Here is a 21,525-nt window from a genome sequence, read left to right on the forward strand (position 1 = left end):
GTGGCGTCTTCCTTCGCGGGCACGGCTGGGCCATCATGATCCGCCGTCAGCCGACTGCCGTCAGCGAAAAGGTGAGGCCCATGGCCGGACTCCGGATGGGACACGGCGTACTGCGCCGCAAGCCCATCGACAACATCGAAGAGACCGAGTCGGGCGGCGGCCTGACCCGCACGCTCGGCCTGTGGCAGCTCACCGCGATCGGCGTGGGCGGCATCATCGGCGCCGGGATCTTCAGCCTCGCGGGAGCCGTGGCCAACGGCACCGCGGGGCCCGCGGTCCTCGTCTCCTTCCTGATCGCGGGCGTCGCGAGCGCGGCCGCCGCGTTCTCGTACGCCGAGTTCGCGGGCATGATCCCGAAGGCAGGCTCCGCGTACACGTACGGCTATGTGGTGCTCGGCGAGCTGACCGGCTGGTTCATCGGCTGGGACCTGCTCCTGGAGTACACCGCGATCGTCGCGGTCGTCGCGATCGGCATCTCCGGCTACTTCGGCTTCCTCGTCGAGGAGATGGGCGCCGAACTGCCGAACTGGATGATGGGCGCGCCGGGCACCGGCGACGGACACAAGGTCGATCTGTTCGCCGCGGTCCTGTGTCTGTTCATCGCGTATCTGCTCACCCTCGGCATCAAGAACGCCGCGCGCTTCGAGCTGATCGTGGTGGTGCTCAAGGTGATCGTGGTGCTCGTCGTGATCGCGGTGGGCTTCTTCCACATCGAGACCGGCAACTACAACCCGTTCTTCCCCTACGGGGTCAGCGGCGCGTTCACGGGCGCGGCGACCGTCTTCTTCGCCGTCTTCGGCTATGACGCCATGTCGACCGCCGCCGAGGAGTCCAAGGACGCCCAGCGCCACATGCCGAAGGCGATCCTCTACTCCCTCGCGATCTCCATGGTGCTGTACGTCCTGGCCTGTCTGGTCCTGACCGGCATGCAGAGCTACAAGGACGTCGACCCGGAGAGCGGCTTCTCCACCGCCTTCAAGTCCGTGGGGCTCGGCGGGCTCGCGGACGTCATCGCGGTCGGCGCGATCATCGGCATCCTGACGGTGATGTTCACGTTCATGCTGGGCTGCACACGTGTGTGGTTCTCGATGAGCCGGGACGGCCTGCTGCCCAAGTGGTTCGCCAAGACCCACCCGACCCGGCACGTGCCGACACGTGTGACCTGGATCGTCGGGGTCGCCTCGGCCGCCATCGCCGGGTTCCTGCCGATCGGCGAGGCGGCCGAACTCACCAACATCGGCATCCTGTTGGCGTTCGTCGTGGTGTGTATCGCGGTGATCGTGCTGCGCTACAAGCGACCCGATCTGCCGCGCACCTTCCGCTGCCCCGGCATGCCGGTGGTACCGGCGCTCGGGGTCGTCTTCTCCATCTGGCTGATCACGTTCCTGCAGTGGCAGACCTGGGTGCGGTTCGCCGTGTGGTTCCTGCTCGGCCTCGTCGTGTACTTCGGGTACTCCTACCGGAAGTCGGAGCTGGCGAAGGCAGAGCAGGACACCCGGGCGTGACGCCCGTCAGGCGCTCTTCTCGAACACCCGTCAGGCGCTCTTCTCGATCGACTTCTGGAATTCGCGGGCCATCTGCTCCAGGCCCTTGTTCTTCCACTCGGCCCAGAACGGCTTCCACTCGCCGATCTTCTTGCGGCCGCTGACGATGTCGTTGACCAGGTCGGTCGCCTCGGTGGACATGCGCCCGTAGTGCTGGGTGTACGCGTCCGAGTAGTGGCCGACCACCGGGTTGCGCACGGCGGTCTCGATGAGCTTCTGCTCGGCCGCGTACACGTCCTTGACGTCCTGCGCCCGTTCGTCGCCGGGGAAGCTGGAGGCGATCAGGGCGAAGGGCGAGGTCGTCGCCGTCTGCAGGCCGCTGTAGAGGCCCTCGACCTCCTGCTTGCCCTGCTTGGTACGGGTGGGGAAGCCGTTCTTGTCGTAGGTGAAGTCCTCGCCCTCGGTGCCGTATTCGAGGAACTCGCGCTCCTTGCTGCCGAACGGCGCCGCCAGGTAGTCCAGGACGCGGAGCAGCATGCGCACCCGCTTCTCGTCGCCCTTCTTGATGGCGGTGTAGCCGATGGTGCCCAGGTGGTAGTGGTGGTTCGGCTTGTTGCCGCCCGCGGCGAACGGGATCATGATCTCGGCGGCCAGCTCCGGGTCCTGGACGCGGATCTCGTTGCGCGCGTTGTAGGGGTTGGCGTGCACGGTGGCGCCGATCGCGCCCTGCGCCATCTTGATGTACGCGTCGGCCATCTTGGGGTTGCCCGGGTAGAAGACACCGGCCTGCTTCAGCTTGAGCACGAAGGCGAGGGCCTCGGTGTACTCGTCGGTCTCCTGGAACCAGGTGAGTGAACCGTCCTTGTTCTGCCGCCACTTGTTGGGCGCGCCGAAGGACTGGCACAGGACGTTGACCGCGTTGACGTAGATCGGTTCGAGCGCCCAGGTCTTGCCGCCGGTGACCTCCTTGCACTTGTCGAGGAACTCCTCGGTGCTGGACGACTGAAGGCCGTCCGCCTTCGCCCACACCTTCGGATTGCCCGCGTAGACCTGCCCGAACGCCGGGTAGGGCACGGGCGCGCCCCAGATCTTGCCGTTGACCACGGCCGTCTTCCAGTGGGCGGGGGACATGGCGGCGAGGTTCGGGTACGTCTTCACCGCGTCGCCCGAGACGTACTTGGTGATGTCGGCGCACTTGGCTTCGAGCAGTTCGGCGATGTGCTGGATGCCCTGGTTGGGCGGTATCCAGAGCAGGTCGGGCAGGTCGCCGCCCGCGATGACGGCGGAGAACTTCTGCTCGTAGCCGGGGTCGGTGCCGAGGATCGCGGTCAGGTCGACGCCGAGGTTCTTGTCGACCGCCTTCCAGTAGCCGTTGGAGTCCTTGGGGGTCGGCGGCTGGGTCCAGATCTCCGTGAGCATCGTGATGTTCGAGCCGTCGCCGGGGGTCTTCGCGACGCTGCGCACCAGTTCCTCGGGGTAGGAGAGGAAGCCCGCGGAGAGGCCCTTCGCGTTCGGCGGCAGATCGGGCTTGATCTTGGTGAAGGGGACGTACGACGGCAGCTTCACCTTCGCCGACGCCGCCTCGCCGCTCTTCTTGGCGGCCGAGCCACAACCCGTCAGGGAGGTGGCGGCCGCGCCCGCGGCGACGGCGGTGGACAGGCTCAGGAACGTGCGTCGGGACATGCCGGTCATGGGAATCTCCGCGGATGAGGTCGTGTGGGGAGGGGTCAGCCCTTGATGGCGCCGGTGAGCACGCCCTTGGTGAAGTACTTCTGGAGGAAGGGGAACAGCGCCAGGATCGGCAGCAGCGCGAGCATGACCACGGCCATGGAGAGGGACTGCTGCGGCGGCATGTGGGCGATGCCGAGCTGGTCCGCGGTCATGGACTTGTTCTGTACGACGTAGGTGCGCAGGACCAGTTGGATGGGCCACTTGCCGGAGTCGTTGAGGTAGAGCATCGCGTTGAAGAAGGCGTTCCAGTACGTCACGGCGTAGAAGAGGCCGACGACGGCGACGACGCCCTTGGACAGCGGGAGCACGATGCGCGTGAGGATCCGCCAGTCCCCCGCGCCGTCGATGCGGGCGGCCTGGTAGAGCTCCTCGGGAATGTTCATGAAGAACGCCCTGAGCACCACCAGGTTGAACGCGTTGATCAGCACAGGGAGGATCAACGACCAGTAGGAGTCGAGGAGTCCGAGCTCCTTGACCACCACGTACATCGGGACCATGCCCGGCGCGAAGAGCAGCGTGAACAGGACCATCAGGAGGATCGGCTTGCCGCCGGGGACGCCGCGCTTGCTCAGGGCGTACGCGAGGGCGATCGTCGTCAGGAGGGAGAGCGCCGTGCCGACCACGGTGATCAGGACGCTGACCACCACCGCGCGGGAGACGATGCCGCCGGACAGGACCGTGCGGTAGGCCTCCAGGGTCGGCTCCGAGGGGAACAGGACGAAGCCGCCGGACGCGGTGATCTCCTCGCGCGATGCGAGGCTGGTGGAGAGGACCGTGAGGAAGGGCAGGATCATCACGGCGCAGATGACCGTGATGACGACGGCCTTCGCGGCCGAGCCGATCTTCGACGGCGGCTCCTCCCAGGCGGGCCGCTCCTCGCGTATCCGCTGTCGCTCGCCCTTGCCGCGCAGGGGGAATCCGAAGCTGCTCATTTGCTGTACACCCCGTGCTCTCCGAAGGCGTGGGCGACCTTGTTGGCGCCCCAGATCATCAGGGCGCCGATGACTCCCTTGACCAGGCCAGCCGCCGCGCCGACGCCCCAGTCGCCGTAGACGACGCCGTGGTAGTAGATGTAGGTGTCGAGGACTTCCGAGGCGCGGGCCCCGACCGCGTCGCGCTGGAGCAGGAACTGCTCGAAGCCGACGGAGAGCACGTCACCGAGGCGCAGCACGAGCAGCATGATGGTGACGCCGCGTACGGCGGGCAGCGTGACGTGCCACATGCGGCGCCAGCGGCCCGCGCCGTCGACGGCGGCCGACTCGTACAGGCTCTGGTCGACGTTGGCGAGCGCCGCCAGATAGATGATCATGCCCCAGCCGATGTCCTTCCAGATCACCTGGCCGGTGATCAGGAGCGGGAAGGTACTGGGGTCGCTCATCACGTCGAGTGCGGAAAGGCCGTTGTCCCGAAGGTAGTTGCTGACCAGGCCCGCGCCGCCGAGGACCTGTTGGAAGAGTGCGACGACAAGGACCCACGAGATGAAGTGCGGCAGATAGACGATGCTCTGCACGAACTTCTTGATGCGCGGGCTGATCAGGCTATTGATCAGCAGGGCGAGGGCCAGCGGGGCGGGGAAGAAGAAGATCAGCTGGAGCGCGGCGAAGGCCAGGGTGTTGCGGACCGCCTCCCAGAACGCCGGATCGGCGAACAGCTCCTGGAAGTTGGCGAGGCCGACCAGTGGGCTCTCTTTGAAGCCGATGAATGGCTGGTAGTCCTGGAAGGCGATGACGTTGCCCAGCATCGGCACGTAGAAGAACCCGACGAAGAACAGCACGCCGGGGGCCATCAGGGCCAGCATCACCCAGTTGTCGCGCAGCCGGACCCACAACGGCGGCCGCTTGTGCAGCTGCTGACCCGGTTTCCCGGAGGGGGACTTCGACGTCGACTTCGATACGGACGCGGGGGGCGACGCGGCCTGTGGCCTGCGTCGCGTTGCAGGGGATGTCACTCGCACCTCGGAAGGACGTAATTAAGAAGCCAACTTGCCGAAAGAGAGCCACATCATGGAAGGGCCGCCCGCGCCCGTCAACCACCTGCGAGTCCTAAGGGGTTGGACTTTTCTGCGCGGCGCGGTCGGTGTGCGGCATCTGTTCCAGCTGGTCCAGTGCGAGGCGGGCTGCCCCGATTGCGGTCGATTCCTCGCCGAGCACGGAGGTGCGCACCTCGGGCGCGTACGGGCAGCGTTCGGCCAGGCGCCCGGCGAAGGGCTCGCTGAGCAGGACGCCCGCGCGGGAGATGCCGCCGCCGAGGACGACGGCCCGTGGATCGAGCACCGCGACGTGCCGCGTGAGGCTGTCGGCGAGGCACTCGGCGAAGGCCCGCAGCGTGTAGCGGGCGCCGCCGTCGCCCGCCGCGGCGGCGGTCACCACGGCGCGCGCCGCGTTCTCGCGGGTGGGCTTCTCCGCGCCCTGGTGCCCGGCGAACCAGTCGAGGAGCCGCTGGTAGGACATCTCCCAGCCGTCTCCCGCGACCATCTCACCGGCGGCGGAGTGGTGGCCGCGGTGCAGTTCACCGCCCAGCCACAGGCCGATGCCGAGCCGGTTTCCCACGTACAGGTACACGCAGTCGCGCACGTCGACGCTGACGCCGCCCGTGCACTCGGCGAGGGTGGCCAGCTGGATGTCGTTGCCCACCACCACGGGTCCCGGCGCGGCGTCGGCGAGTTCGCGCGCGAGGTCGAGCCCCGACCACTGGGGCAGCGAGTCGCTCACCGCGACGCGCCCCTCGGTGTCGACCATGCCGCTGGTGCCCACGCCGGTGGCGAGCGGCCGCACGGCGGCCGCCCCGGGTTGGGCGAGGCAGCCGCTGACGGCCGCGCGCACCGCGTCGAGCCGCTCCCGCGCGGGGAGTTCGGGCGTGACGGCGACGCGCTGGGCGGCGACCGTGCGGCCGAGCAGGTCGGCGGCGAGCACCAGGATCTTGTGCGCGCCGATGTCGACGCCGAGCACGTGGCCCGCCTCGGCGCGGAAGCGGAACCTGCGGGCGGGCCTGCCGACGTTCCCGCTGCCCGGCGACAGCTCCACGAGCCGTCCCTCGCGCAGGAGTTGGGCGGTGAGGTCCTGGGCCGTGGGCCGGGACACGCCGATCAGCGAGGCCAGTTCCGGCACGGTGATCTCGGCGCGCTCGCGCAGTACGCGCAGCGCGGCCGCCGTGTTCAGCCGTCGCAGCAGTGACGGATCGCCACTCAACGGGTCACCACTCATGGGTCCCTCCCCCTTGACAGCATGATCGGTTCATCCCCAGGGTGACCCGGAGCGATTGAGAAACTTACCTAATAAACAGCGCCCTTGGGGAGCAACAGATGGGTGAGACAGGACCGCGGCCCGGCCATCCCGAGCTGGAGTGCGGCATCGGCATCTGGGATCAGGACGTCTACGGAAATCATCGCCTGCTGGTGGACGTCACCGCGGCGGCCCCGGCGGTCGCCGCCGAACTGCCGTGGCGGCGCCAGGATTCCACCGCGCGGGACGTGGACGTGATCGTCCTCGCCCCTTCGGGGCTGCGCGTGCACAACACGGTGGCCGTGGAGGTGACCGACGAACGCGGCCGCATCTCCTTCGAGCCGACGGCGGGCCCCGGCGCGTACGCCGTGCACTACCTGCCGTACGCGCACACGGGCAAGCCCTACTACCCGCAGGCCGCCTACCGCCCGCCCACCAGGACGGCCGACCCCGGCTGGGTGCACCGCTGCGGGCTCGACGACCCCGCCGGCTGGGCGGCGCTCCCCCGCGCCGAGGCGTTCCGCTACGAGGCGGCGAGCGCGGTCGACTCGTTCGCGCCGCTGGGCTTCGCGGCGACGGCGGCCGAGCGCGCGGCCCTCCAACAGGCTCACGAGGGCGAGCCGTTCGTGCTCTTCGGCGAGGACAGGGAGTATCCGCTGGGCCGCTACGCACGGCTGCCCGCACGCTGGGCGCTCGCCGAGCCCGGCGCGCCGCTCGCGGGCACGGCCGACCGCGGCGAGTTCTACGCGGTACAGGTCGGCGTGTACGCGCTCACCGATCTCACGGACGTCCGCGCCGAGCTGCGCGGGCTGCCGTTCCCGGCCCGCTGTCTGAGCACCGGCGGCATCGACGCCCGCGGCACCGCGTTCGAACGGCGCGTCGAGGTGGCGGCGGAGGGAGTGGGCGCGCTGTGGCTCGGCGTCGAGGTGCCCGAGGAGGCGATGCCAGGGCGGTACGAGGCGGAGATCGCGGTCCGCGCGCAGGGCTCCCCGGAGCGGGTGCTTCCGCTGGTGCTCACCGTCGGCGACGGCGTCGTCGACGATCACGGCGCGGGCGAACCGGCGCGGCTCGCCCGCCTGGGCTGGCTGGACTCGACGCTGGCGCAGGACGACGAAGTGGTCCCGCCCTTCGCTCCCGTGAAGATCGACGGGCATCGACTCACCATCCTCGGCCGCTCCGTCGAGCTGGGCCCCGCAGGGCTCCCGCACCGGATCACCTCCGCGTTCACCCCGGCCGTCACACGTACCGACGGGCCCGAGCGCGACCTGCTCGCCGCCCCGGTGACACTCGGCATCGGCCGACCCCTCGACCACGAGCCGCTCACGGTCGACCAGCCGGGCCCGGCGCGCGCACGCTGGTCGGCGCGGGCCACCGGACAGGACGTACTCCTGTGCACCGAGGGCGAGTTGGAGGCCGACGGCTACCTCGTCGTGCGGGCCACCGTGGAGGCGACCGCCGACACCGAGCTCGACGTGAGTCTTGCCGTCCCGGTGCGCGAGGAGGTCGCGCGGTACGCGATGGGGCTCGGCCTGACCGGCCGCGCCTGCCCGGCCGCGTACGACTGGAGCTGGGACACACCCACCCGCAACCAGGACGCCTTCTGGCTCGGCGACCCCGCCGCGGGCCTCCAGCTCTCGCTGCGCGACGAGCACTACGCGCGCCCCCTGAACACCAACTACTACCGGGAGAAGCCCCTGGTCACACCGCGCTCCTGGGCGGGTGACGGCGAGGGCGGCGTGCGGCTGCGCACGGCGGACGGGGCGCGCGAGCTCACCGCGTTCAGCGGGCCGCTGCGGCTGCGCGCGGGCGAGAGCCGCCGCTTCGAGTTCCGGCTCCTCCTCACCCCGTTCAAGCCGCTCGACCCGGGCGGACAGCTCACCGAGCGCTACTACCACGCGTACGCGTCGCCGGGCGAGGTCGCCCAGTACGGCGCGAACGTCGTCAATCTGCACCACGCCACACCCCCCAATCCCTACATCAACGATCCCCTGCTCGCCGCCGAGGTCCTTCGCGCCTACACGGACGAGGCGCACCGGCTCGGCGTCCGCGTGAAGGTGTACGACACGGTCCGCGAACTCACCCGCCACACACCGGAGTTGCCGGTGCTCGCCGCGTTCGGCGACGAGATCTTCGCCGCGGGGCCCGGCGGCGGGCACGCCTGGCTCAGGGAACACCTGGGCGAGGACCACGTGCCCGGCTGGGTGGCGCCCGACGTCGGTGACGTCGCGGTCGTCACGTCCGGCGACTCGCGCTGGCACAACTCCTACGTGTGCGGCATCGAGCGGCTGCGCCGAGTGGTGGGCGTCGACGGGCTCTACCTGGACGACGTGGCGTACGACAGGACCACCATGAAGCGGGTCCGCAAGGCACTCGCCCGGTCCGGCGAGGCCGCGCCGGTCATCGACCTTCACTCGTGCAACCAGTACCGGGAGGCGGACGGCTTCGCCTCCAGCGTCAATCTCTACGCCGAACTCCTGCCGTACGTCGACCGGCTCTGGCTCGGTGAGCTCTTCGACTACGACGGGGCCGACGGCGCCGACCCGGCGTACTGGCTCGTGGAGATCTCCGGCATCCCGTTCGGTCTCATGGGCGAGATGCTGCAGGACGGCGGCAATCCGTGGCGCGGTCTCGTCTTCGGGATGACGGGGCGGGCGCCGATGACCGATGTGCGGCCGCTGTGGCGGGCGTTCGACCGGCTCCGACTGCCGGAGGCGGAGATGACGGGCTGGTGGGCGGGCGAACCGCCGGTGCGCACCGGGCACGACGGTGTGCTCGCGACGACGTGGGAGGGTCCTGGCGGCATGGCGACCGCGCTCGCGTCCTGGGCGCCCGAGCCGGTGGACGTGGTGCTCACCGCGGCGGACGGGCGGCCGGTGGCGGCGCACGCGCCCGCGATCGAGGGTTTCCAGGAGGAGCGGCGCTTCGCCGCGGGCGAGCCGGTCCCGGTGGCGCCGGGACGCGGCTGGCTCCTGAGCGTCGGACCTACTTCCCCATGACCAGGCCCGCCTTGCCCGCTCCCCTGCTGAGGACGACGCGGCGGATGCGGTCGCGGATGCCGCCCACCTCGGCGCCGCGGTCCAGCGCCCTGTTCAGGTTGACGACGCGGCCCGGGTCCGTGTCGAACCACATCGGGATGAACTCGGCCTTGCGCACCTCCCACCGGGCCCCCGGCCTGGCGGGAGGTGCGAAGGTGAAGCGGCCGATGGAGCCCTGGTTGCCGCGCGGGTCGTGGGCGCCCTCGTGGTTGATCATGTTGCCCGCGATCTGGTCGCCCATGCCGTAGATGATCCAGGTGCCGTTGACCTTCTCGTACGCCTGGGGGACGTGCGCGTGCGTGCCGAGGATGAGGTCGATGTCCGGGCGGGAGCCGGTGCGGGATCCGGTGAGCTGCTTGCCGAGCCGCAGCTGCTGCCGGTCGGGCTCGTCCTGCCACTCGCTGCCCCAGTGCAGGCTGACGACCACGACGTCGGCGCCCGCCCTGCGGGCCGCCCGCGCGTCCGCGACGATCTTGCCGCGGTCGATGAGGTCGACCGACCAGGGCTTGCCCTTGGGCAGCGGGATGTCGTTGGTGCCGTAGGTGTAGGCGAGCTGCGCGACCTTCGCGCCGCCCGCGCGCAGCCACGCGGGCGACTTGTCCTCGGCGGCCGAGCGGGCCGAGCCCGCGTGCTTGACGCCCGCCTTGTCGAGCGCGTCCAGGGTGCGGCGTACGCCCGCGGAACCGGCGTCCAGGGTGTGGTTGGAGGCGGTGGAGCACGAGTCGTACCCGGTGGCCTTGAGGGCGCGGGCTACCTGGGGCGGCGACTTGAAGCTGGGGTAGCCGGAGTAGTCGCCGTTCGCGCCGTACACCGTCTCCATGTGACAGATCGCCAGATCGGCCTTGGCGACGACCGGCTTGGCGCCCGAGAGCATCGGCTCGAAGTCGTAGCCGTCGCCGCCCGCGTCGGCGTTGGCCTGCCGGATGATCGAGGAGTGCGGCAGGACGTCCCCGGAGGCGACGAGGGTGAAGCCGCGCGGGCCCGCCGCACCGCCGCCCGCCGCCGAGGGGGCGGGGGCGGGGCCCGAGGCGGCGCGCGGCGACGCGCCCGGCGCGGCGAGCTTCGCGGCGGGCTTCGCGGCGTCGTCGGGCTGTCCCGCGCAGGCGGCCGTGCCGCCGATGAGGAGCACCGTCGCGACGGCCGTCGCGCGCCGCAGATTCCGTGGTGCCCGTGAGGTTCTCGGGGTGGGGGTGGTCCGTGTGTGGCGTGAATTCCGTGCGTGCTGCGTCATCGGGCGGTCTCCGTGGATCGGGGCACAAGGGGCAAACGAATCCACATACGGACCTGAGGGCATTTCAAGGACCAATGCCGCCAAGGTCCCTGAAACGGAGTCACATCATTTGGCCCTGTGACGCGAACAACACGACACCGCCCACCTGCGATGAAACCGTGAGCCAGGTCAAGGATCGGCAAAACGCCTTGCTCAGCACCCCTGTTGGGTAATCGGCTGTCCTCATCCGTGTTCCGGATTGGGGGGCCAGAGGCCGGTGGACGCGCACGGACCGGAGGAAGGCGGAGCGGATGCAGCACGAGGCAAGAGGAAGCGCGGAGGGCCCCGGCCCGCGGAGCGGAGAACTGGCCATCCCCATGGCGTGGTTGTACGCCGAGTACATCGCCGACGAGTTGCTGCGCACCGGCGATCTGATGCCGCCCACGTCCTTCGAGTACCGCGCGGGACGTGACGCCCTCGCCCTGACGATCTTCCTGTCGGACAGCAGGGGCGAGCTGTCCGGGATCCGGGTGGTCACCCAGCTGGAGACCTGGCTGTCCCTGACGGCGTACGACCAGCCGTGGCAGGACTGGGTCCGCGACCGCATGGCGCTGCGCGCGGAGGACGCCGCCGCCACCGGAGCGGCGATGCCCGACCTCGAACTCGCCGATCTGGCGTGGCGGTGGCTCCAGGAGACCGAACTGCTCGCGCCCGACCTCGACGCGGTGCCCGGTGGCGGGCCCGTGCCGGGCGACGAGGAGGGGCCGAAGGTGTGGACGCCCGCCTGGCGGCTCGGTCTGCCGCTCGGCCATCTGGCGATCCACCTGTTCTGACGTCCGCTTGTTCTGACGTCCGCCGCGCGGCGTGCTGTTCGGGCGCACGGCGCGCCGTGGAGGCGCGCGCCCCCGCGGCTTGAGTGATTCGGCTGTCCGCTGCGTACCGGAGGGAGAGGAGCACCCCCACCGACAAGGAACACCATGAGGCCCCTGGAGCGGCATCGCGACGTCGGCGCCTACGCGCTCGGCGTCCTCGACACGGCGGACGCCTTCCGCTTCGAGGATCACCTCGCGGCCTGCCCCGCCTGTCTGCTCGCACTCGACGAACTCGGCGCCACGACCCGGCAGCTGGAGTGCTACGGCCGCCTGACGCCACCCTCGGTGGACCCGTTCGCCGCGCCGGACCCCGCGCTCCTGGCGCGGCTGCTGCGTGAGAGCCGCCGCCTGCGCGAGCGGCGCGGACGGCGGCTGTACGCGGTGGCCGCCGCGGTCGTCATCTCCGTCGCCGCGCCCGCCGCGGGCATCCTCACGGCGTCGCACGCCGGGCCCGCGCGCGTCAGCGCGCACGGCCCCGACGGCGTGTCCGCGACGCTGACGGCGCGGGAGCGCGTCTGGGGGACCGAGCTCGGGCTCACGATGCGCGAGAAGACGCCGCTCCCTTGGGTCTGCGAGCTGGTGGCCGTCGGCGCGGACGGTTCCGAGCAGGCCGTCACGACGTGGCGGATGGGCGCGCGCACCGTGCGGGTCCGGGGGGTCGCCGCGCTGCACCCGGCGCAGACGGACCGCTACGAGGTGCGCACGGCCGGCGGACAGGTGCTCCTTACGCTGCACCGGCCGTAGGGGCCACTGCTTCGGCTACTTCAGGAGTCGCGACATCCTGCGGTCCGCGAGCGGCTTGCCGCCCGTCTGGCACGTCGGGCAGTACTGCAGCGAGGAGTCGGCGAAGGACACCTCCCGGATCGTGTCGCCGCACACGGGGCACGGCTCGCCGGTGCGGCCGTGCACGCGCAGGCCGCTCTTCTTCTCCGCCTTGAGGCGGCCCGCCGCGACACCGCGCGAGCGGTCCACCGCCTCGGTCAGCGTAGCCAGCAGCGCCACATGCAGCCCATGGACTTCCTCCTTCGTGAGGTTCGACGCGATCTTGAAGGGCGACATGCGCGCCGCGTGCAGGATCTCGTCGCTGTAGGCGTTGCCGATGCCCGCGATCAGGCTCTGGTCGCGCAACGCCCCCTTGATCTGCCGCCGTTCGCCCGCGAGCAGCCCGGCAAGGCGCTCCTCGTCGAAGTCGGCGGCGAGCGGGTCGGGGCCGAGGCGGGCGATGCCCGGGACCGTGAGCGGGTCCTCGGTGACGTACACGGCGAGACGCTTCTGGGTGCCCGCCTCCGTGAGGTCGAAGCCCTCACCGGTCGCCAGGGCCACCCGCAGCGCCAGTGGGCCCTTGCCGGGGCGCGGGACGCCGTCCGGCAGGCGGTCCTTCCACTGGAGCCAGCCCGCGCGGGCCAGGTGCGTGACGAGGTGCGACCCCCCGGCGTCGATGTCGAGGAACTTGCCGTGCCGCGCCACCGCGGTGACCGTGCGGCCCTCCAGGGCGGTGAGCGGCGGGTCGTACGTCTTGAGGACGCTGATCGCGACCGGCAGCACCCGCACGATCTCGCGGCCGACCAGATGGTCCGTCAGGAAGGCGCGCAGGGCTTCGACTTCGGGCATTTCGGGCATGACGCTCCCTCAGCCCCGCGCGTTCTGGGTGTTCTGGGTGTTCTGGGTGTTCTGAGCGTGCCGCGCGTTCCGGGCGTTCCGGGCGGGCACGATGAACTCGCACCACACGCACTTGCCGCCGCCCCGCGCGTCCACGCCCCAGACGTCCGCGAGCCGGTCCACCAGGAGCAGGCCGCGGCCCGAGACCCCCGACTCCCCCGCCTCGCGGCGGCGCGGCAACGCACTTGAGGAGTCCTCGACGTCGACCCGCAGACGCCGGTCGGTGCCCGTCAGGACCCGCAGGGTCACGATGGCGGAGCCGTCGGTGTGCATCAGCGCGTTGGTGATCACCTCGTCGGCGACCAGCTCGATCTCGTCGGCGCGCTCGCCCGCTCCCCAGGCGCGCACCGCCGCCCTGATCATGTGCCGGGCCTCGGCGAGCGCCTCCGGGTCGCTCGGCGCGACGTGCTGCTGGAGGCGGCCGCCGGACTGCGGCGCGTCGATCATGCGGCGGCGCAGCAGCAGGAGCGCCGCGTCGTCGTCCCCGCCCCTGCCGTCGATGATGCCGCACAGCCGGTCGGCGAGTTTCTGCAGGTCGCGGGGGCCCGTGGCGGCGAGTTCGGCGACCGCCCGCATGCCGTCGTCGAGGTCGGCGCCCGGTTCCTCGACGAGGCCGTCGGTGCAGAGCAACAGGGTCTGGCCCGGGTCGAGTTCGAAGGTGGTGACCGGGTAGTCGAGCCGTCCGAACTCGGCGGAGAGGCCGAGCGGCAGGCCGCCGTCCACGGGCACCCGGCGGCATGATCCCTCGGTGAGCTGGACGAGCGGGTCGAGGTGTCCGGCCCGCACGAACTGCACCACGCCGGTCGACAGGTCGGCCTCCGCGTACAGACAGGTCGCGAAGCGCTCGGTGTCCAGTTCGTGCAGGAAGCTGGAGGCGCGGGCCATGACGGTGGCGGGGGTGTGCCCCTCGGCGGCGTACGCGCGCAGCACGATGCGCAGCTGCCCCATGACGGCGGCCGCGTGCGTGTCGTGGCCCTGGACGTCACCGATGACGGCGCCGACCCGGCCGCCGGGCAGCGGGATCACGTCGTACCAGTCGCCGCCGATGTCCCTGCCGAGCGCCGCGGAGCGGTAGCGGACGGCGATCTCGGCGCCGGGCACGCCGGGGATGCTGCGCGGCAGCATGGCCTGCTGGAGGCCCTGTGCGAGGTCCTTCTCCTGCTCGTAGAACATGGCGCGCTGCAGGCTCTGCGCGATGCTGCTGCCGAGCGCGACCAGGACGTTGCGCTCCTCTTCGGGGAAGCCGGTCTTGTCCTGGTAGAGCAGGCCGAGCACGCCGATGGGGCGGGCCTGCGCGATCAGCGGCAGATAGGCCGCCGCGGTGATGCCGAGCTCGTCGATGTGCGGCCACAGCAGCGGGTAGGACGCCGCGAAGTCCTCGGGCGTCTCGATGTAGCGCGGCGCGAGGGTGCGCACGACCTCGCTCATCGGGTACGCCTCGTCGATCCGGGTGAGGCGGGTGCCCTGGACGTAGCTGTCCTTGGGACCCTCGGCGACCAGGCGGATCCGACCGGCCTCGACCAGGCCCATGACCAGGTTCGACGCGCCGAGGTGGGCGAGGCCGTGGGTGTCCTTGAGCACGTCGATGACGTCCCGCACGGTGCGGGCGTGCGCGAGGGCCGCCGTGGTGCCCTGCACGATGCTGGTGGTGCGGCGCCGCTCGGCCTCCTCGTCGACCCGCTCGCACAGCGGACTGTCCGCGAGCTCCCGCGTGGCGTCGGTGACGATGCCGACGATGCGGCGCGGGCGTCCTGTGGCGTCGCGCAGGATGTGACCCTGGGTGTGGGTCCAGCGCAGGGTTCCGTCGCGGCGGCGCACCCGGAAGTACGCGCCATAGGCGCTGCTGCCGTCCTTCAGGGCGTGCGAGACGATCTCGTCGAGACGGTGGGCCTCGACGGGCGGGACGCGGAAGGCGAGGGATTCCGGCCGGTTGTCGTATTCGTCGGCGCGTACGTCGAAGACCTCGTGGGCCGTGGCGTCCATCTCCATGAGGCCGCTGTCGAGGTCCCAGTCGAAACGGCCCATGCGCAGGGCCGCCCCGTACAGCTCCATGAAGCAGCCGTGCGCGCAGCCGTGGTCCTGCGTTCCGCAGTGGCAGTGCCCCGCCGGGGCGTGCCCACCGGTTCCCGCGTCCATGGGCCCACGCTAGGCGGAGCCCCTCGCGCGCGCATGTGGGGGGAGGCGACGCGTGGGGCTCCGGTCCTGCGAAGCGCTGGTCTGTTCTTGGGAGGTACTGGTCTGTTCTTCTTGCGAAGTACTGGTCTCGCGTGTTGGTCGGGGCCGCTTTGCTGTGCCTGCCCGGCAGCGGCCCGCCACGCGGAGTTCTACTGGTCCGTACTGGTCCGTACTAGTTCGTTCTAGTTGTTCGTTCTGGTTCGTTCTTGTTCGTGCCGGTGTTACGCCGTCTCGGCGACCTTGCTCTGGACCCGGACCGCCACCTCCGTCCACATCTCCGCACTCTCGCTCGCCAGGTAGGCGACGACGCCCCGGCAGTGCGGCGGAACCTTGTCGATGATCTGGTCCCACTCCTCCATGCTGATCGTGTGCAGGTTGAGCAGCCTCAGCAGGGTGCGGCCGATCTCGCTGAAGCGCAGCGCGGGATCCGCCTTGAGCCGCTTCACCGCCTCTGCCCGGTCCTGGGCCGCGTCCCTGTCGGGCACGGCCGAGGGGCCGCGGCCCAGGCGCGGGGGCTCGACACGGACCTCGTGGCTCGCCTGCCTTCCACGCCGCGGCACCGGGTCCTCACCGCGCATCATGCGGTTGCGCACGTCGCGGACCGTCTCCGGCGAGATCGAAGCGACGCGGGCCACCTGGCGCAGCGAGAGGCCGGGGTTCTGGGCGATGAGCTCGCTCGCGAGCCTGCGCCCCTCGGCTCCGTTGATCGGCCGGACCCGGCCGTCGTGCCCGATCCGGCTCTCCTCGCCCGTACGGCCGCCCGGTGCGCGCCTGCGGATGTCCGCGACCGTGCCCGGCGCGATGCCGCTGACCGAGGCGATCATGCGGTCCGACCACTGCGGGTGCGAGGCGATGATGCGCCCCGCGGCCCGCTTGCGGTCCGCCGTGGTGAGCGGCAGGCCGTGCGTGACGTTGGACTCGACGGCGAGCACGAAGGCGTCGGCGTCGCCCCCGTCGAAGTACCTGACCGCGATCTTGCGCTGTCCCCTGAGTTCGGCGGCCCGTAATCGGTGCAGGCCGTCGATCACGCGCATGGACGGCCGGTGCACGGTGATGGGCGGCAGCGGGGTCTGGACGACCGCGAGCGCCGCCACGTGCTCCTGGTCGACCCCGGTGGTGCGCGGTGAATCCGCCGTCGACAGCGAGCCGATCTCGACCTCGACGACCATCAGCCGGTCCATCTGATCCATCTGAACTGTCTGCTCTGCCTGCCCTACCTGAACTGCCTGCTCTACCTGAACTGCCTGCTCTACCTGAACTGCCTGCTCTACCTGAACTGTCTGCTCTGCCTTCTCCAACTGATCTATCGGATCTGTCTGTTCATGCTCAGGTGTTGCCAACTCAACTCCCCCTTGAGCTCTGGTTGTCCCCCGTGCGTGCGTCCCGGCACCCCGAACCGCTCAGGTCACACCGCCGCGCCCCTCCGGTGCCACCGGGCGGACCGGCCCGGCACGGCTCTGGAGGAGTGCGTCGACGAGGTGCGCTGGTTCGGCACGAGGCGCGGCGGGTGCGTCGCGCGCAGATATTGACGCCCTCGCCGCGGTCAATCTCCGTGCCGAATCCGAACCGAACATCCCGTCGAATTACTGAAATTCACCCGCACCCGGCACCCCTGTCCCTCCCACGGGAATCCGTGCCAGCACGATCCAGGAAGGAAGATTTCCCTCAAACCGAACACGTTCACCCTAACAACGCGCATTCGGACCTGGTACCCCTCACTAATGCAGAAATCACGCCGCCGGGTACCCCTATTCACCCCTATCGGTGTTCCCTCCACCTACGGGTGCGCGAGCTTGCGGCCCATCAGCGGGGAGAGGATCGCGACCGCCGTGGCGACCTCGGCGGCCTCCACCCGGGTCAGCGCCTGGTTGCCGTCGCAGAGCGCCGTTCCCGGGTCGGGGTGTACGTCGATCATGACGCCGTCCGCGCCGACCGCGAGCGCGGCACGGGTGAGCGGAAGGACCAGGTCGCGGCGGCCGCCCGAATGCGAGGGGTCCACGATCACCGGCAGGTGGGAGAGGCGCTGGACCACCGGCACCGCGCTGATGTCCAGGGTGTTGCGGGTGGCGGTCTCGAAGGTGCGGATGCCGCGCTCGCAGAGCACGATGTCGAGGTTGCCGCGCTGCGCGATGTACTCGGCGGCCATCAGCCACTCCTCGATCGTGGCGCCGAAGCCGCGCTTGAGCAGCACCGGCTTGCCCGCCGCGCCCACCTCCTGGAGCAGCGCGAAGTTGTGCATGTTGCGCGTGCCGATCTGCAGCATGTCGGCGTAGGGGGCGACGAGTTCGACACCCGCCGGGTCGATCACCTCGGTGACCACGGGGAGTCCGGTCTCCGCGCTGACGTCGGCGAGGATGCGCAGGCCACGCTCGCCGAGCCCCTGGTAGGCGTACGGCGAGGTCCGCGGCTTGAACGCGCCGCCGCGCAGCAGTGCGGCCCCGGCCGCCTTGGCTAGGCGCGCGGCCTCCAGCGTCTGGGAGGGGGTCTCCACCGCGCAGGGTCCCGCGATCACGGTCAGGGTGTCGGGGCCGAAGGGCACGCCCGCCACGGTGACGACCGACCTGTCGAGGTGGTGCTCACGGCTGACCAGCTTGTACGGCACGGAGATCCGTACGACGTCGAGGACCCCGCGCAGCTGGGCCAGGTTGAGGGCGTCGAACGCCTCCACGTCCCCCACGAGGCCCACGATGGTGCGCGTCACGCCCCGGCTGACGAATGCGTCACCGCCCGCTGTGCGCACCAGATCGACGACTGCTTCCACATCTTTCTGTGTGGCCTCCGGGGCCATCACCACTACCAAGGGGTTCCTCCCGTGATCGCGAAAGGGAAAGCTCTCGCCGGGATTTCCGCGAGTTCCCGGTATTCCGGGAACTCGCGGGGCGGGGAAACCCACTGGCGGAGCGAAATCCATTGAGCGACCACGGTAGGAGTGCCGGAGCTTTTCCTCAACGAGGTCTACGACATTGTCCAACTGCGCAATATCACTTATGCGGAACGGAGTTGCCGGGTCCGGGGTCCGGGTCCGGGGATCCGGGTCCGAGGGTCCGGGGTCCGGGCCCCGCTCTCCTGGGCTGTGATGATCACAGATCTTCGGACCGCGTTGTGACCGCCCGCCGCGTAGAAACGGAAGGCACGGCGCGGTGACACACGGACGGGAGGGCAGCCGGATGACCGACCTCCTAGACCACGTACAGCCGGTCGCGGTCGTCGTGGCTCGCGGGACCTTCGCGGCCGCCGGGGCCGGTGTGGGGGCTGAGCTTCGCGGCCAGGTCCGCGCGGCGCTGGACGTCGAGCTTTCGGTACGCCCGGGTCAGGTGCTGTTCGACGGTACTGACGGTGATGCAGAGCTTGTCGGCGATCTGCCGGTTGGTGTGGCCACGGACGGCGAGCGTGGCCACACGCAGTTCGGCATTGCTGAGCTCGACCGGGTTGCGGCGGGGACCCGGGGGCCATGGGCGCTCGGCGGCCAGGGTGCCCGCCCCTTCCTTCGGCGCGACGCCGGGCACCGGAATGCCGCACTCACCCGCCAGCTGCTGCGCCTTGCGGGCCAGGGTCCGCGCCTGCCCCAGCTTCCCGAGCTCGCGCTGCGCTCTGGCCAACTCATCGGTCGCGCACGCCAGTTCGAGCCGGTGGCCGCGCTCCCTGAGGATCTCGACGGCCTCACCGAGCAGCCCGACGCGGCGCCCCGCGACCAGCGTGCTCGCGAGCACCCGCAGCGACACGGCCCGCGCCGCGGTGCCGCCCGCCCCGACGAGGGCCAGTTGCTCCTCCGCGAGGGCCCGGGCACGGGCCACGTCCCCGAGCCGGAGGTGGGCCTGCGCCGCGTCGGTGCGCCATGGCACCAGCGCGGGCAGGTCGAACTCCCAGCGGGTCATGAGGTCCCCGCAGGTGAGGAAGTCGTCGAGCGCGGCGTAGGGGCGGCCGGCCGCGAGGTAGTAGTGGCCGCGGGCCCGCAGGTAGAGCAGCCCGTCGGGGGTCTGGAAGGCCGCGTCGGGCACCGGGACGCCGAGTTGGGTCGCTGCCTCGTCGATCCTGCCGAGGGCGGTACTGGTGAACACGGCCGTGGCGATGGGCGAGGCGACAGCCACGCCCCAGCCCTCGGCGGGCACCAGGGCGAGCGCCGAACGCGCCGACGCGTCCGCGGCGAGGAGCGCGCCCGCCCGCAGTTCGACGCGCGCCTTGGCCGACGCCAGGAGCGCCTGCCACATCGGGGCGCGCCGCTCTGCGGCCTCGTTGAACAGCGTCTCGCACCAGAAGGCCGCCGCGTCCAGGCGGTCGGTGAGCACCAGGGAGTGCAGCGCGACCAGGAGCGCGGTCAGCGTGCGGTCGTCGAGGCGGGTGCTCTGCAGGATCTGCTCGGCCCTGACCACCACGTCGTCGTCCGCGCCTTCGATGACCGCCTTCAGCAGGCTCGCCGCCCGCTGGTGCGGGCTGCGCGTCAGGCTCGGCGCGTGCTCGGTCGCCTGGGCGTGTTCCGGTGTCGTACCGAGGCAGGCCCGCGCGGACGCGGGCAGTCCCGGATAGGCGTAGGTCAGCCAGTGGCGCGGGCAGTCGTGGCCGCGCGGCCCGCCCGCACCGGTCTTTCCGCACGCCACCACGCCGTGCCGCTCGGAGGCGCCGAGCACGTCGAGGGCACGGTCGAAACGGCCGAACCACAGGAGGTGGCCGACGAGTTCACCGGTGTCACGGGCGCCGAGCCGGCCTTCGAGGGCGGCCGCGCCGAGCTCGGGCAGGTGCTGGTCGACGGCGGCCGGGTTGACCCGCCAGCCCGCCCTGGTCAGCGCGGCCCGTATCTCCAGGGCCTGGTGCGGGTCGGAGCAGGTGTCGCGGGCGACCCGCAGACAGGTGAGGGCGAGCTCGACCTCGTCGTCGGCGAGGGCCCGCTCGGCGGCCTCGATGAGCGTGCGCAGCGCCCAGGGGGCCTCGACGGTCTCGGCCGCGATCAGATGCTGGACCACCACGGTCGCTGCCGCGCCGTGCTCGTGCAGCACCCGGGCGACCCGGGCCTCCAGGCGGGCGCGGTCGGCGGGCTCCATGCTTCTGAGCACCGCGGCGCGGCCCGCCTCGTGCCGGAACCAGCCGGCGTCGAGGAGCCCCGCCTCGTTCAACGCGCGCAGACTGCGGTGCAGGGACTCCCGGCTGCTGGTGAGCGCCTCCCCCAGTTCGGCGAGCGTCACCTCCGGTCCCGCGACGGCCAGGGCCCAGGCGGTGCGCCGGGTGGCCGGATCGCTGCGGTACAGGCCGGTGGCGACGGCCTGCACGAAGGACTCGCCGGGCACCAGCTCCGCGGAGGTTCCTCCCCCGGCGACGGTGGCGCGGTGGTCCTCGATCAACGCACGCGTCAGCAAGGGGCTGCCGCCTCCGATGCGGTGGACGTCCGAGACGAGCTTGCGCGTCCGCCACCCGGGGCCGCCGAATCCAGAGATCATTTCCGCGACTCCGTGCCGCTGGAGCGGGCCGAGCCTGATATTCCGGCACCCCGGCAGGCGCAGCAAATCGACCCTCAATCGCGGATTACCGGCCAAGAAGCCGTTGTTTTCTCCCAGGACGACCAGAATACGGCTCACGTCCAGCCTGCGGGCCAGGTAGAGGAGGCATTCAAGGGACTCACTGTCGGCATGATGCACATCGTCGATGCTGAGCAGCACGGGCCTTTCCCTTGCCTTTTCGAGGACAATCGAGCAGAGCTCGGGAATCTCGCCCATCGGCACGCCCTCACGTACCCCCCGCGCACGCCCCGAAGGGCCGGGATCCGACATCAGGTCCACGATCCGGGCAGCCCGCCGGGCGTCCGCGCCGAGCGGATCGCCGCCGAGCAACAGCTGTCCCATCACCCCGAGAGGCAGGTCGCTCTCCGCCGCTGAGGCGGTGGCCTGCAGATACAGTGCGCCCGTGGCGGTCGCCCGCTCTCCGAAGGCGCGCAGCAGCGCGGTCTTGCCGCTGGCCACCGCGCCGCTGACCAGAAGGACTCCGCCCTGCCCGGCCGCACTGGAGCCGAGCATTTTTTGCATGATCGAGAATTCTTCACCACGTTCCACCAAGTCCATGAGCCGACTTCTCCCCCGCGCCTGACGGCTGATCCTTGAGTGCTCGATCGAACAGCTGGATCAATTCCTTCGACTTGACCGACCACCCGTC

Annotated in this window: 14 protein-coding genes; 4 read left to right on the forward strand and 10 right to left on the reverse strand. The window is 70.8% G+C overall.

Annotated features, from left to right (window positions below):
- Positions 1-80 precede the first annotated feature (80 nt).
- The gene (locus CP970_RS03040; protein WP_055545052.1) at positions 81-1,505 is read left to right on the forward strand and encodes an amino acid permease; all 1,425 of its coding nucleotides are present in this window, start codon (positions 81-83) and stop codon (positions 1,503-1,505) included.
- Positions 1,506-1,535: 30 nt separating this feature from the next.
- On the opposite strand, the gene CP970_RS03045 is transcribed toward CP970_RS03040, so the two are convergent.
- From CP970_RS03045 to CP970_RS03060, 4 genes are all read right to left on the reverse strand, one after another.
- Complete coding sequence (locus tag CP970_RS03045) at positions 1,536-3,167, reverse strand: type 2 periplasmic-binding domain-containing protein (protein ID WP_063806029.1); 1,632 nt, start codon at positions 3,165-3,167, stop codon at positions 1,536-1,538.
- A gap of 44 nt (positions 3,168-3,211) precedes the next feature.
- Positions 3,212-4,147 carry a carbohydrate ABC transporter permease gene (locus CP970_RS03050; protein WP_055545054.1) on the reverse strand — a complete coding sequence of 312 codons (936 nt, stop codon included), beginning with the start codon at positions 4,145-4,147 and terminating at the stop codon, positions 3,212-3,214.
- A complete protein-coding gene (locus CP970_RS03055; RefSeq protein ID WP_398654491.1) occupies positions 4,144-5,169 on the reverse strand; it encodes an ABC transporter permease in 1,026 nt (341 codons plus the stop codon). Before CP970_RS03055 ends, CP970_RS03050 begins: the two co-directional genes overlap by 4 nt.
- 88 nt (positions 5,170-5,257) lie before the next feature.
- Complete coding sequence (locus CP970_RS03060) at positions 5,258-6,418, reverse strand: ROK family protein (RefSeq protein WP_063806027.1); 1,161 nt, start codon at positions 6,416-6,418, stop codon at positions 5,258-5,260.
- A gap of 98 nt (positions 6,419-6,516) precedes the next feature.
- Here CP970_RS03060 and CP970_RS03065 point away from each other — a divergent pair, with 98 nt between their 5' ends.
- Positions 6,517-9,432, forward strand: coding sequence for a glycoside hydrolase domain-containing protein (locus CP970_RS03065; protein WP_055545056.1), 2,916 nt, complete (start codon positions 6,517-6,519; stop codon positions 9,430-9,432).
- Here the strand turns inward: CP970_RS03065 and CP970_RS03070 are convergent.
- Positions 9,419-10,702, reverse strand: coding sequence for a CapA family protein (locus CP970_RS03070; protein WP_079043291.1), 1,284 nt, complete (start codon positions 10,700-10,702; stop codon positions 9,419-9,421). The genes CP970_RS03065 and CP970_RS03070 overlap by 14 nt on opposite strands.
- Before the next feature lie 290 nt (positions 10,703-10,992).
- On the opposite strand from CP970_RS03070, the gene CP970_RS03075 reads away from it, so the two are divergent.
- Together CP970_RS03075 and CP970_RS03080 are read left to right on the forward strand one after the other, a co-directional pair.
- The gene (locus CP970_RS03075) at positions 10,993-11,514 is read left to right on the forward strand and encodes a hypothetical protein (RefSeq protein ID WP_055545057.1); all 522 of its coding nucleotides are present in this window, start codon (positions 10,993-10,995) and stop codon (positions 11,512-11,514) included.
- Between the two features lie 144 nt (positions 11,515-11,658).
- A complete protein-coding gene (locus CP970_RS03080) occupies positions 11,659-12,297 on the forward strand; it encodes a zf-HC2 domain-containing protein (protein ID WP_055545058.1) in 639 nt (212 codons plus the stop codon).
- A 15-nt stretch (positions 12,298-12,312) separates the two neighbouring features.
- Here the strand turns inward: CP970_RS03080 and CP970_RS03085 are convergent, their stop codons facing one another.
- From CP970_RS03085 to CP970_RS03105, 5 genes are all read right to left on the reverse strand, one after another.
- A complete protein-coding gene (locus CP970_RS03085) occupies positions 12,313-13,173 on the reverse strand; it encodes an Fpg/Nei family DNA glycosylase (protein WP_055545059.1) in 861 nt (286 codons plus the stop codon).
- 9 nt (positions 13,174-13,182) lie between these two features.
- The gene (locus CP970_RS03090; RefSeq protein WP_224059142.1) at positions 13,183-15,264 is read right to left on the reverse strand and encodes a SpoIIE family protein phosphatase; all 2,082 of its coding nucleotides are present in this window, start codon (positions 15,262-15,264) and stop codon (positions 13,183-13,185) included.
- A 344-nt stretch (positions 15,265-15,608) separates the two neighbouring features.
- Positions 15,609-16,577, reverse strand: a complete 969-nt coding sequence (locus CP970_RS03095; RefSeq protein ID WP_055545061.1) for a ParB/RepB/Spo0J family partition protein — start codon at positions 16,575-16,577, stop codon at positions 15,609-15,611.
- Positions 16,578-17,164: 587 nt separating this feature from the next.
- Positions 17,165-18,175, reverse strand: a complete 1,011-nt coding sequence (gene aroF / locus CP970_RS03100; RefSeq protein WP_224059144.1) for a 3-deoxy-7-phosphoheptulonate synthase — start codon at positions 18,173-18,175, stop codon at positions 17,165-17,167.
- A gap of 391 nt (positions 18,176-18,566) precedes the next feature.
- Complete coding sequence (locus tag CP970_RS03105) at positions 18,567-21,434, reverse strand: helix-turn-helix transcriptional regulator (RefSeq protein WP_079043292.1); 2,868 nt, start codon at positions 21,432-21,434, stop codon at positions 18,567-18,569.
- Between the last annotated feature and the right edge of the window lie 91 nt (positions 21,435-21,525).

The sequence above is a fragment of the Streptomyces kanamyceticus genome (assembly GCF_008704495.1).
GTDB classification, from domain to species: Bacteria; Actinomycetota; Actinomycetes; order Streptomycetales; family Streptomycetaceae; genus Streptomyces; species Streptomyces kanamyceticus.